This is a genomic window from Lentzea sp. NPDC051838 (assembly GCF_040681245.1).
Lineage (GTDB): Bacteria > Actinomycetota > Actinomycetes > Mycobacteriales > Pseudonocardiaceae > Lentzea.
The window spans coordinates 672,707-685,271 of the sequence record NZ_JBFAYI010000001.1 but is presented as its reverse complement, the minus strand read 5'-3'; the positions used below and the strand labels follow the sequence as shown (position 1 = coordinate 685,271).

Below are 12,565 nucleotides of genomic sequence, written 5' to 3'. Positions count from 1 at the left end.
GGCTGAAGGCCCGATTCAGCTCACCGTGCCGCCGACGTGGCGCGAATCCAGCGCAGGTGCTCCGGAGCGACCCTGGACTCGACAGCCCTCGACGCGTACAGGCGCGGCAGCACGGCCAGCCGAGTCCGCGACGGCGTGTCGGGCAACAACTCGAGCGCGCTCTCGGCCCGCAGGACGTACTCCTCGATGAGTTCGAGCACCACCGGAACCCCGTCACACCTCGCGTAGTGGTGCGCGCGATCGATGTCCTCTTCCGTCATGTCGAGCCCCAGCACGTCGCTCAAGCCCGATCGCGGGTCGTTGAGCGCCGCCAGCACAGCCGCCGTGTAGACCCCGTTCGGCAGGTCCAGCCGCACCGGCTTCGCCCACAGCTGCGCCGTCGACACCACGTCCATCAGGTCGTCGACCAGCTGGAACACCATGCCGAACGCGTCGCCGTACGTCGCGAGCGCGGCCACGCGCACGTCGTCCAGGCCCGCGCACAACCCGCCGAGCTGGCACGACGTGCGCATCAGCGCGCTCGTCTTCCCGTTGATCGCGGCGAGGTACTCCTCCATGCGGGTGTCCAGCCGGTACCGGTTGGCCGTCTCCAGCACCTGGCCCGCGACCAGGTCCAGGTATCCCTGGTGCCACACCACGGTGGCGGCCGCGGACACGGTGGAGGCCAACCGGCCCCCGGCACTGAGCAGGTGGTCGCCGCCGAGGATCGCGGCGTCACGGCCGCGGGTGACGTGCAGCGCGGGCGTGCCACCACGAGCCGACGCCTCGTCCATCAGGTCGTCGTGGATGAGAGAGCTGAGATGCATCAACTCCACCGACGCCGCGAGGGCTACCGTCGACTGCGCGTCCTGCTGGGGCCCGCAGGCCGCCGACGCGAACACCAGTGCCGGGCGGAGTCTCTTGCCCGGCCTGGTCAGCAGCGGACGCATCCCCGTGTCGAGCCAGGGCTGACCGCAGGTGCCGTGGTCGAGGATCGCGGCCTCGACCCGCCGGCGCAGTTCGTCGTCGATCTCCGTCAGGCCGAGCTCGACCGGTGTCAACATCGCAGAACCTCGTTCCCCTCGGACAAGCGCGACATTTTGTGTCTTACGGCAGCAGAACGGGCTTCACGACAGTTCCCGCCTGTACCGCCTGCTCGGCGTCGTTGATGTCGGCGAGCGGATATTTCGTGATCAGCCGGTCGAACGGGAAGCGGCCCTGCCGTCGCAGCTCGATCAGCCGCGGCACGAGCTCGCGGTGCACCGCGTCGCCGAGCACGATCCCCGTCACGGTGCGCCCGGCAGCCAGGTCGGTGGGCCCGATCGCGACGTCGCCCTGCTGGAACGCCACGAGGCCGAGCACACCGGTGAGGCGCAGGCTCGCGATGGCCGCCGAGATGACCCGCGGGCTGCCAGTGGTGTCCACAATGGACTGTGCACCGCCACCGGTCGCGGCCACCACCTCGGCGGCGAGATCGGTGTCCTCGTCCGCGAGCACCACGTGCGTGGCACCGAGTTCCTTGGCCAGCTCCAGCCGTTGGGGAAGCCGGTCGACGGCGACGATGGTCCCGGCCCCCGCGACCTGTGCCGCCATGACCGCCGACAGGCCCACCGCGCCGGCGCCGAAGACCGCGAAACCCGTGCCCGGCTGGACGTTCAGCGCGTTGAACACAGAGCCGGCACCGGTCAGGACGCTGCATCCCAACGGCCCCAGCAGTTCCACCGGAACCTCGGGGTCGACCACGACGACGTTGCGCGCCGCGACCACGGTGTGCGAGGCGAACGACGACTGCTGGAACCAGCGCGCCGCCACCTCACCGCCGTCCGCGTCGTGCACCGACGTCGTCCCGTCGAGACGGCGCCCGGTCATGTTCCGCAGCGCGAACGTGTTCGGGCCGGCCGGAACCGTGCAGTACGCCGGGTGCGCCGCCTGGCAGTTCACGCAGTCGCCACAGGAGTCGGGCGCCAGCACCACGTGGTCGCCCACGCGCACATCGGTCACGCCGGGGCCGACGGCGTCCACCACACCGGCTCCCTCGTGACCGGCGATCAACGGCAGCAGGCCCAGCGCGGGCAGCCGCACGACCTCGTCCGTGTGGCACAGTCCCACGCCGGCGATGGCGACCCGCACCTCTCCCGGCAACGGGTCGGCGAGCTCCACGTCCTCGATGCGGAACGGGCCGTCGTGCTCCCGCAGCACCGCAGCCTTGATCCTCATGCCTTCTCCAGCAGGAAGTAGAGGTACGCGCCGTTGTCGAGCACGACCTCGGGCTTGCCGTTCATGACGCCGAGCAGCGTGGTCTCGTCGACCCGCTTGAAGTGGTCGACGATGGGGAGGGCGTCGTAGACCATCGACGCGGTGGTCTCACCCCGGTACTCGATCATCCAGAGGCTGGCCTCGCCCCCGCCCGTGCGGGTCGTGTCGGAGTAGAGCGACCCTTCCGAGTCGACGCACACGAACGGCTGTGCGTTCGTGGCGGAGTGGAGTCTCTTGCCGTACCAGGTGATCCCTTCCATGAGAGCCAGGGCGGCGTGCCCGGTCTCGAACATCGTGCCCTTCCACTCGCCGAGCACGTCCTCGACGCTCACGGGCTCCAGCGCGGCCCACACGTCGTCGAGCTCGGCCGGGTCGATCCGGTCGGTGCGGGCGCGGATCTCGTCGAGACTCTTGCGCGCCAGCTCATTCGTCACCTCTGTCATGCGACCACCCTCGCGACTGCCGGCAGAAGTGTCACGAGCACCTGGACCAACCGCTCGTCCTGGGGACGTGGCAGGTAATCCATCGGCCATGACCGCGGTCCAGAAGCGACCCTGGTCCTACGCTGCGAGCGTGAAGCGCTGGACGGTCGCCCATCCGCTGTGGTTCTGCGCCGCCTCCGCCTGCGGCTGGTACGCGCTGCTTCTCGTCCATCCGCTGGCGGCGGTCGTGGTCCCGGTCGCGCTGATCTGGCTCCTCGGCTGGTGGCGCGAGACCGGACTGCGTTGGCAGCGCCCGAATCCGCGGTGGTGGCTGGTGCTCCCGCCGCTGGCACTGGGCATCCCGCACGCCGGCCTGGCCCCGTTCGCGCTGGCGTTGAGCGTGGAGATCGCCGCGCGGGGGCTGGGCCAGTACGCGGTGCGCCGGTTCGGGCCGTTGCGTGTGTCCACCGGGCTCGCGATCCTGTTCGGTGCCGCTGATCTCCTTCTGGTGGGCGGTAGTCCTGTGCTCGTCCTGGCCATCGGGTTCTGTCTGACCGCGTTGCGCTGGCGGCTGAACACCTTGTGGCCGTTGGTGGTGGTGCACGGTGTGCTGCTCGGGTCGTTGCACGCCGCGCTGTGGTGGCAGCTGTCCCTGGCGGCGGGGCTCGTGGGCTATGGCTGGTGGCTGCTGCACGGCTATCCGGTGGTGCGCATGGAAAGCCGGCCCACGGTGCGGGTGCTGTGCTTCGACGACCAGGACCGGCTGCTGATGATCTGCTGGCACGATCCGTCGGACGGCACCTGCGCGTGGGACGTTCCCGGTGGCGGCATCGAGCCGGGCGAGACACCGTTCGAGGCCGCCCGCCGCGAGTTCCGCGAGGAGACCGGGCTGCCGGCGGACTGCGTCACCGAACGGCACGTCTCCGCGCGGCGCGACGCCCACTGGAACAACATGAGGTTCGTCGGCGTGGAACCGTACTTCCTGGCCAGGGTCAGGCCGGACGCCGAGGCCGGCGAGATCGCGCGGGAACCCCACGAGGCCGAGCTGATCCGCTGCCTGCGCTGGGTACCCGTGTCCGAGATGCACGACCTGCCCGGCCGGATCCAGGTGACCGCACTCGCCTCGGTCGCCCGCGAGCTCATTGAGTCAGATAGCCGCCGTCGACAGGATGATCGCTACCGGTGATGTAGGACGCCGCTTCCGAACACAGAAACGCCACCACGGCGGCGACTTCCACCGGCCGGCCCACCCGCCCGTTCGGCACCGACGCCACGACGCGTTCCCTGGTCTGCTCCGGCAGTGCGTCCGTCATCGGGCTCGCGATGATGCCCGGTGACACCGAGACGACCCGGATGCCACTGGCCGCGTACTCGCGGGCGGCCGCCTTGGTCAGGCCGATCACGCCGTGTTTCGCTGCCACATAAGCGGAATGGGCCCGGAACGCGGCGCTGCCCGCGACCGAGGCGATGTTGACGATCACGCCGCCACCGCGCTGTTCCATGATCGGCAGTGCCGCGCGCATCGTGTGGAACACGCCGTCGAGGTTCGTGCCGATCACCGAGCGGTAGTCGTCGAGCGGGTAGTCGGCCAGCAGCCGCAACGGCCCGGAGACGCCCGCACAGTTGACCAGGATGTGCAGCGGTCCCACCGATTCGAACAGCTGTCGCACCGATTCCGGGTCGGTGACGTCCACGTGGTGCGCGGTGCCACCGATCTTCTCCGCCACCTCGCGGGCGCGCAGTTCGTCGATGTCGGCCACGACGACCGGATGTTCTTCGGCGAGTCTTGTCGCGCAGGCGGCACCGATGCCCGACGCGCCGCCCACCACCACCGCGACGCTCATCGGGCGACCGGGATCATCGGCAGGCCGTCCGGTTCGACCAGGGTGCCGATCCGTGTGCGCACCTCGTGATCAGGCACCGGAACCAGCCGCCAGCGCTGCGCCACCGTCGCCAGCACGACGGCCATCTCGGTCCAGGCGAAGCCCTCGCCCATGCACAACCGGTTCCCCGCGCCGAACGGCAGGTACGCGCCCCGCGACAGGCCCGCGGACCGTTCGGGCAGCCACCGGTCGGGGTCGAAGACGTCCGGGTCCGGGTACAGCGCGGGATCGTGGTGCACCGCGTTCGGGCTGAAGAACACCTCGGTTCCCTCGTCCAGCGTGGTGCCGGCCAGCTCGACCCGTGCCACCGCGCGCCGCATCAGCAGCCACACCGCGTACCGCCGCAACACTTCCTGGCAGACCCTGCGCGTGTAGTGCAGTTCGCCGATGTCGGCGCTCTGGACCGGCCGGTCGCCGACCACCTCGTCGACCTCGGCGTGCAGCCGCCGTTCGATCTCGGGGTGCCTGGCCAGTTCGTGGAACGTCCAGGAGAGCGCGGCGCTGACGGTCTCGGTGCCCGCGACGAAGAGGGTGACGAGCTCGTCGCACAGCTGCTCGTCCGTCATCGGCGCGGCGAGCAGCACGGACAACAGGTCGTCCTGGTCGTCCGCTGCCCTGCGGTCGGCGACCAGCCGCGCCAGGACGGCGTGCAGTTCGGGCATTCCCGTGCGTTCCGGCACGTCCTGGCGGCGGGACAGCAGCCCCAGCCAGGCCGCGAGCGGCGACAACGCCCGTCTCATGGACCCCTGTTTGGTCGACAGCGACCGCAGGAGCACCGCACGCACCTCGTCCGCGGGCTGCTCCGCGAACAGGCAGCGCAGCAACACGTCCAGCGACAGCCGGCCGATCTCCCCGGTCAGTTCGAGCTCGGCGCCCTCCCGCCACGCACCGGTGCGCGCGCGGGCGCGTTCGATCATCAGCTCGGCGTACCCGGCGATCCGGTCGGAGTGGAACGCGGGCTGTGCGATCCGCCGCTGCCGGTGGTGGAACTCGCCGGAGGAGGTCACCAGTCCGTTGCCGAGGTGAGCCCGGGCCTGGTCGAAGAGCGCGCCCTTGTCGAACTTGCGTCCGTCTGCGACGAGGACCCGGCGGATCAGCTCGGGACTGTTCACCACGTACACCCGGCGCGGACCGATGGCGATCCTGACCACGTCGCCGCGTTCCCGCAACGACCGCATGAACCGCAACGGGTCGCGCCTCAACGCCGGCGCGTGCCCCAACAGGGGAACCCTGCCCGGTACAAGGGAAACACCCACGCCAGTCCTCCACTTCGATGACGTCTGCGAGCACCACCGGCCCTGGACCCACTCGCCGTCTGCCAACGCTGGTCGGTGCCGGGCCGGTGGTACCCGCGGGCGCCACCGGACTCCGGCGGACCAACCGGGCTGACGCTAACCCGGCTCGACGAGGTCAGCGGGAACAATGGCCGTTCGTCTACCCGGCGCAGCGGTGCGCCCTGTCCGGTCGGCGCGTTCTGGGGCGCCCGCCATTGCCCTCCTGACACGGGGTTGCTGACCATCAGCGAACCGCCGCCAGTGAGGGGACCTCCATGCACGTACCGCTTGCACCTCACTTCCCGGCACGGGGTGGACCACCGGGCACGGTGCTGATCGCGGCCCGGCGCCGACTCGCCGACAGGGTGGCCGCGGGGATCGACGCGGGGCTGGAACCCGCGCCCTGCCGCGGCCGCGTCCTCGAAACGGCGCTCGCCCTGCGGCTGCTCGACTCCTCGGGCCTCACCCGTTCCCGCGACGAGCTCGCGCGCTTCCTCGACTCGCGTCGTTCGGCGGCACGACCGGGATCGCTCGACCACGTCCTCGCGGACTGCGTGCTGACCGGCACACCGCTGCCCGGCGACATCACCGCCAGCGTGCTCGGGGACTTCGACCACTTCACGGCCGGTCGCAAACGGACGCTGCTCGAAGCGATCACGGTGGTGTTCGGCGCTCCACCGCCCACGAGCACGCCGGCACCGCACGACGGCACAGCGTTGCACCGCTGGGCGTCGACCGTCGCGACCGCCGGCCACGTGATCATCACCCGGCACGCCACGGCCGGACAGCGGGAGGAACTGCTGGCCGCCCTGGCACATCCGGGCGTGCGGGACGGACACCTGTTGTGCCACCTGCTGTCCGCGCACGCACTGCTGCGACTGCCCGGCACCGAGGCGGTCGTGACGTCCGCCGTCGAGCGCCTGCTCGCCACGGCCGTCGTGGACGGCGGCATCCCGTTCATCGAACGCCTGGACGTCTTCTGCTCAGCGCTCGCCGGCCTCGGCCTGGCCACCACGTCCGGCGGCGCGACCCGGGCCGCGGAGATCGCGGACCGCATCGCTGCGCTGCAATGCCCGGACGGCGGCTGGGGATACGCGACCGGCGTCGAACAGTCCGATGTGGACTCCACCGCGGTGTGCGTCGAACTGCTCGCGTACCTGGACCCGATCCGGTACGCGCCGCAACTCGCCAGTGCGAGCGCGTACCTGCACGACATCCGCGGCGACGACGGCGGTTTTCCCACCTACCTGCGCGGCGCCAGGTCCGAGGTGGCCATGACCGCGGCGGCCGCGAACGCGATCGGCCTCGATCAGACCGGCGCACAGGTCCTCAGGGACGCCGCCGGGTTCATCGTGCGCGGCCAGCGGCACGACGGCACCTTCGAACCGGGATGGAGCCGCAGCACCGCGAACACCCAGTGCCGGGTGGTGCTGGCGTTGAACCGCGCCGGCACCGTGGCCGACGCTGCCACCCGCTCCTGGCTGCGCGCCGCCGTCACCCGGACCGTCGACCGGGTGGTGCGCGACCAGAACGACGACGGCGGCTGGGGACAACGCCGGGGCGAACCGAGCGATCCGATCAGCACGTCGTTCGCACTCATCAGCCTCGCCCGCTGCCGCGACGGCGGCGCCGCGGTGCCGGCCGGGCTGCGCCACCTGCTGGCCCGCCAGCACGCCGACGGCGGTTTCGCGTCCCGGCCCGACTCGACCGGCCCGCGCGGGTTCGTCTACGACGTGCCGGTGCTCGCGAACCTGTACGCGCTGCTGGCACTCGGGCACCTCACCCAGCCGACGGCCGCCGGACTACCCGCATGACCGCCGCCGACCGACCGGGCCGAGGTGCCCGACGTGGCGGGACTGCCCCGCACGACTCACGAACCCGCGCCACACACCGTGGAGTGCCCGCATGACACACCAACCCACGACCGGCCACACCGATCTGCCCCACGCCGTGGGAACCCAAGACCCTGCGACGCGCGCACTCACCAACCACACCGACGTGCCCAACGCCGTGGGAACCCAAGACTCCACGCTCCAGACCCTCACCGACCGCCCCGACGTGCCCAACGCCGCGGGAACCCAAGACCCCGCGCTCCAGGCCCTCACCGACCGCCCCGACGTGCCCAACGCCGTGGGAACCCACGACCCCGCGCCACGCGCACTCACCAACCACACCGACGTGCCCCACGCCGTGGGAACCCACGACTCCACGCTCCAGACCCTCACCGACCGCGCCGAAGTGCTCGACGTCGTCGGCCTGTGTGCTCTCTCCATGGACCTCAAGGACTGGGCCGCGGTCGAGTCCTGCTTCGCCGAGGACGCCGAGATCCACTTCGGCGGCCGCGTCGGCACCATCACCGGCAACACCGCCGTCGCGGAGGCGTTGCGGCGCACCCTCGACAACCTCGACAGCGCGCAACACCTGCTCACCAGCCCCGTCGTCCGCACCGACGGTGACATGGCCACCCACGTCGGCTATCTGCAGGCCACGCACCGGCGCGGCGACGAGCTCTACACGATCGGCGCCCGCTACGACGACGTCCTGCGCCGCACCCCTGACGGCTGGCGGTTGTCCGGCCGTGTCGTCACCCGCCTGTGGAAAACCGGCGACCCCAACGTCATCCGCCCCGAAACCGACTAGGAGCTCACCGTGCATCTCGAAGGACAGGTAGCCGTCATCACCGGCGGCACCCGAGGAATCGGTTTCGGCATCGCCACCGCGTTCGCCGCGAACGGCGCCCGTGTCGTCCTCTGTGGACGATCCGAGGACAAGGGCAAGCAGGCGCTCGCCGAGCTGGGTCTCGGCGACCGCGCCACGTTCCACGTCTGCGACGTCCGCGTACCGGACCAGCTGGACGCCCTGATCGACGACACCGTGCGCGACTTCGGACGCGTCGACGTCCTGGTCAACAACGCCGGCGGATCCGACGGGTTCGCGCCGGTGCACCAGCTGGCCGACGAGGCGTGGCAGAACGCGCTGGACTGGAACATCAACGCCGTCTTCCGCGGCACCCGGCGCGTGCTGCCGCACATGCTGGCGGCCGGGTACGGCCGGATCATCAACATCTCCTCGACCGAGGGCAAGTCGGGCAACAAGGCCGCGGTCAGCCACTACATCACCAACAAGCACGCCATCAACGGCTTCACCAAGGCCGTCGCGTTCGAGTACGGCCCGCAGGGCATCACCTGCAACGCGATCTGCCCCGGCGCCGTCGAGACCGACATCATGCGCGAGGCCGGCCCGCTCGTGGCCGAGGCCGAGGGCATCACCTACGAGCAGTTCCTCGACATCTACCGCGGGCATGCGAAGACCAAGCAGCTCAACACGGTCGAAGAGGTCGCCGCGATGGCGTTGCTCGTCGCCGGTCCGCACAGCGCGGGCATCAACGGCGCGCTGCTCAACGTGGACGGCGGTACGGCGGAATGGTGAACAGCTTCGTCACCGACTGGGAGATCAACGAACGGCTGCCCTTCTACACGCGGGCCAACGCGGGCGAGGTGCTCGCCGATCCCGCGAGCCCGCTGGGCTGGACGCTCGTGTTCGAGCGGGGCCTGCTCGTGGGCTGGCGGCAGGGTTTCATCGACTTCGGTGTCTACCGGGAGTCCGAACTGGACACCGAACGGCCGCCGCTGGTCGGCATGTTCGGCGGCTACTTCTACCTCAACCTCTCGCACATGCGGCTGATGGCGATCCGGATGGGGTCGTCACCGGAGGCGCTCGACGCCGCGTATCTCGGCAAGCGCGAAGGCGTGCCAGCCCACCGGCCGCATCCCGGCGACGCCGACGCCGAGTGTTCGGCGAAGATCGCCGAGAACATGGCGTGGGCGATGACCGCGGAGTCGTTCTCGGAGATCGACGCGGACCAGGCGCGGGCGCGTGCGGCCCGTGAGAACCGGCCCGACCTGAGTTCGTTCGACGACAGCGCGCTCGTCGGCTACATGCGGTCGTTCCTGCCCGAGCTGGCCACGGCGTTCCACCGCCACGACTACACCGCGCTCGCGTCGACCGTCGGACCGGCGGTGCTCGGGCAGCTCCTGGCGGGGATCGGCAAAGCCGATCTCGTGCTCGACCTGCTGTCCGGGTACGGCGACGTCGACTCGGCCGAGCCGTCGTTCGCCTTGTGGGACCTCGCGCGGACCATGGCGGACTCCCCCGCGCAGCCCGACGGGCTCACGGAGTTCCTGCGGCGGCACGGCTGCCGCGGCCCGAACGAGTGGGACATCCACGCCCCGTCGTGGGAGGCCAAGCCCGAACTGGTGATCGCGTTGCTCGACCGGTTGCGGCACGCGCCGGAGGACGCTTCCCCGTGGCCGCGGGTCGAACGGCTGCGCGCCCGCCGGGAGGCAGCCGCGAACGAGGTGCGCGAGGCGTTGCGCGACGACGAGGCGTCGCTGGGTCAGTTCGAGCTGGCGTTGCGGTCGGCGAGCGTGTTCATCCCGGCCAGGGAACGCACGAAGACCACGGCGGTCACGTTCATCAACGAGGTGCGCATGGCGGCGCTGGAGCTCGGCCGGCGCGGTGTGGAGGCCGGACGGCTCGCGGACGCGGCCGACGTGATGATGCTGCTGGAGTCCGAACTGGACTCGTACGCGGCGGACCCCGCCCCGTTCACCGAGGTGCTCTCCGCCCGCCTCGCGGACTACCGCGCGCTGCACCGCCTCGATCCTCCGTTCATCATCGCCGACCAGGTCGAACCGTTGTCGCAGTGGGCTTCGCGCGACGCCGCGGCCACCCCCGCGGCGCCAGGCACGGTGCTGACCGGCGCTCCCGGCTCGCACGGAGTGCACGAGGGCCGCGTCCGGGTGATCCGGGACGTGGCCGACCCCTCGGCGCTGCGCCCCGGCGAGGTCGTCGTCGCCCCACTGCTCGACGCCGCCTGGACCCCGTTGCTGATGGCGGCGAGCGCGGTGGTCGCGGACGTCGGCGCGACCAACAGTCACGCCGCGGTGATCTGCCGGGAGCTCGGCGTCCCGCTGGTCGTCTCCGCGACCGGTGCGAGCGAACGCCTGCGCGACGGCGTGCTCGTGCGCGTCGACGGCGGCGCCGGAACGGTGACCGTCCTGTCCGCGGACTCGCCACTCGACTGGTACAACAGGTTTCTGCCGGTGAACAGGCGGCTGCGCGACGTCTGCACCAGCTGGCAGGTCCTGCCGGACGGCAGCCCCAACGACCACGGCGACGAGGCGTACGACCGGAAGATCATCGACGAGCTGGCGGACGTGCACGCGGACGTGACACCGGTGCTGCACGCGCTCGGGATGACCGGTCACCTCGAAAGGCTGGAGACCGCTCTCGGGCGGGTGAGCGACGACCGGGCGTGGCTCGCGTCCCCGCGTCTCGAGTCGTACCACACGGTGTGGATGTCGCTGCACGAGGAACTGTTGCGGACGCTGGGAATCAGCCGCGCCGAGGACGCGGAACGGGAAGGGCGGCTGTGACCCCGTTCGTCACAGGTCTGCCCTCCTCCCCCGGCACGGCGTCCGGCGAGATCGTCCTCACGAGCGACCAGGCGGTCGCGGCCCGTGGCGGTCCGGTGATCCTGGTGATCGGGCACACGACCCCGGCGGACGTGCCCGGCATCCTGGCCTCGGCGGCGGTCCTCACCAGCGGTGGCGGCTTCAGCTCGCACGCGGCGATCATCGCGCGCGGGGCGGGAGTTCCGGCGGTCTGCGGCGCGACCGATCTGAGGATCGACCTGACGGCGGGCACCGTGACGGCGAACGGGCGGGTGCTGCGGGCCGGTGACCAGATCTCGGTCGACGGCGGCAGCGGCGACGTCTTCGCCGGCGTCGTCGAGATCGGCTCCGATGACGAGCTTCCCGCCCATCCCGGCGGCGGGCTCGGCATCGGAGTGCGGGCCAACGCGGACACCCCGCGCGACGTGCGGGCGGCGATCGGGAACGGCGCGGACGGCATCGGCCTGTGCCGGACCGAGCACCAGTTCCTCGGTGACCGGCTTCCGTTGCTGCGCAAGGCTCTCGCCGACGCGGCGGCGTTCGACGAGGTCGTCCGGGTGCAGCGAGCGGACTTCCGCGACCTGTTCCGGGCAGCCGGATCGGTACCGGTCACCGTGCGGCTGCTGGACGCGCCCACTCACGAGTTCCTGCCGGAGGCGGCCGAGGCGAATCCGATGCTCGGCGTCCGGGGTGTCCGGCAGGCGGTGCTGCACGACCGGCTCTACCGGGCTCAGGCGCGGGCGTTGTTCCTGGCGTGGACCGATGTCACCGACGCGCCGGCGCTCGACGTGATGGTGCCGATGGTCAGCCTGCCGGAGGAACTGGTGTGGGCGGCGGCACTGGTGCGGCGCGCCGCGGACGACGTGGCGGGCGAGACCGGGGTGGCCGTGCCGTACCGGATCGGCAGCATGATCGAGACGCCGCGGGCCGCGCTGCTCGCGGACCGGCTGGCCGTGACGGCGCGGTTCCTCTCCTTCGGCACCAACGATCTGACCCAGCTCACCTACGGGTTCTCCCGCGACGACGTGGAACGCCAGGTGTTGCCGGACTACCGGCGGCTCGGTCTGGTGCACGCCAACCCGTTCGAGCGCCTGGATCCCGGCGGTGTCGGCGCACTGATGGAGATCGCCGCGGGCAAGGCGCGTTCGGTGCGCCCGGACATCACGCTGAGCCTGTGCGGCGAGCAGGGCGGCGATCCGGAGTCGATCGCCCTGTGCGCGCGGCTCGGACTCGACTACGTCTCGTGCTCCCCCGCACGGATCCCGATGGCACGATTGGCGGCGAAACGGTGATCC

11 protein-coding genes are annotated in these 12,565 nt (G+C 71.2%); 6 read left to right on the top strand and 5 right to left on the bottom strand.

The annotated features are described in order from the left end of the window. Positions 1–20: 20 nt before the first annotated feature. The 3 genes from AB0M24_RS02895 to AB0M24_RS02885 are packed head-to-tail and all read right to left on the bottom strand — an operon-like array spanning position 21 to position 2,678. Positions 21–1,043 (bottom strand): polyprenyl synthetase family protein, encoded by a 1,023-nt coding sequence (locus tag AB0M24_RS02895; RefSeq protein WP_363760101.1) that lies wholly within the window; start codon positions 1,041–1,043, stop codon positions 21–23. A gap of 43 nt (positions 1,044–1,086) precedes the next feature. Next, positions 1,087–2,196 carry an NAD(P)-dependent alcohol dehydrogenase gene (locus tag AB0M24_RS02890; protein WP_363760098.1) on the bottom strand — a complete coding sequence of 370 codons (1,110 nt, stop codon included), beginning with the start codon at positions 2,194–2,196 and terminating at the stop codon, positions 1,087–1,089. Further along, entirely contained in the window at positions 2,193–2,678 is a 486-nt protein-coding gene (locus tag AB0M24_RS02885) for a DUF4334 domain-containing protein (protein ID WP_363760095.1), read from the bottom strand. The genes AB0M24_RS02890 and AB0M24_RS02885 overlap by 4 nt, the downstream gene beginning before the upstream one ends. A 130-nt stretch (positions 2,679–2,808) precedes the next feature. On the opposite strand from AB0M24_RS02885, the gene AB0M24_RS02880 reads away from it, so the two are divergent. Continuing rightward, entirely contained in the window at positions 2,809–3,843 is a 1,035-nt protein-coding gene (locus AB0M24_RS02880; protein WP_363760092.1) for an NUDIX domain-containing protein, read from the top strand. Here the strand turns inward: AB0M24_RS02880 and AB0M24_RS02875 are convergent. Both AB0M24_RS02875 and AB0M24_RS02870 read right to left on the bottom strand, forming a co-directional pair. Further along, positions 3,797–4,501, bottom strand: coding sequence for an SDR family oxidoreductase (locus AB0M24_RS02875; protein ID WP_363760089.1), 705 nt, complete (start codon positions 4,499–4,501; stop codon positions 3,797–3,799). The two genes, AB0M24_RS02880 and AB0M24_RS02875, sit on opposite strands and share 47 nt — an antisense overlap. Then, positions 4,498–5,796, bottom strand: coding sequence for a cytochrome P450 (locus AB0M24_RS02870; RefSeq protein WP_363760086.1), 1,299 nt, complete (start codon positions 5,794–5,796; stop codon positions 4,498–4,500). The genes AB0M24_RS02875 and AB0M24_RS02870 overlap by 4 nt, the downstream gene beginning before the upstream one ends. A gap of 293 nt (positions 5,797–6,089) precedes the next feature. Here AB0M24_RS02870 and AB0M24_RS02865 point away from each other — a divergent pair, with 293 nt between their 5' ends. The 5 genes from AB0M24_RS02865 (at position 6,090) to AB0M24_RS02845 (ending at position 12,562) form a co-directional block, all read left to right on the top strand. Further along, positions 6,090–7,628 (top strand): prenyltransferase/squalene oxidase repeat-containing protein, encoded by a 1,539-nt coding sequence (locus AB0M24_RS02865; RefSeq protein ID WP_363760083.1) that lies wholly within the window; start codon positions 6,090–6,092, stop codon positions 7,626–7,628. A gap of 91 nt (positions 7,629–7,719) precedes the next feature. Then, positions 7,720–8,454 (top strand): nuclear transport factor 2 family protein, encoded by a 735-nt coding sequence (locus AB0M24_RS02860; protein ID WP_363760080.1) that lies wholly within the window; start codon positions 7,720–7,722, stop codon positions 8,452–8,454. Positions 8,455–8,463: 9 nt separating this feature from the next. Further along, the gene (locus tag AB0M24_RS02855; protein WP_363760077.1) at positions 8,464–9,243 is read left to right on the top strand and encodes an SDR family NAD(P)-dependent oxidoreductase; all 780 of its coding nucleotides are present in this window, start codon (positions 8,464–8,466) and stop codon (positions 9,241–9,243) included. Next, entirely contained in the window at positions 9,240–11,252 is a 2,013-nt protein-coding gene (locus AB0M24_RS02850) for a PEP-utilizing enzyme (protein WP_363760074.1), read from the top strand. Before AB0M24_RS02855 ends, AB0M24_RS02850 begins: the two co-directional genes overlap by 4 nt. Continuing rightward, positions 11,249–12,562, top strand: a complete 1,314-nt coding sequence (locus tag AB0M24_RS02845) for a putative PEP-binding protein (RefSeq protein ID WP_363760071.1) — start codon at positions 11,249–11,251, stop codon at positions 12,560–12,562. Before AB0M24_RS02850 ends, AB0M24_RS02845 begins: the two co-directional genes overlap by 4 nt. The last annotated feature ends 3 nt before the right edge of the window (positions 12,563–12,565 follow it).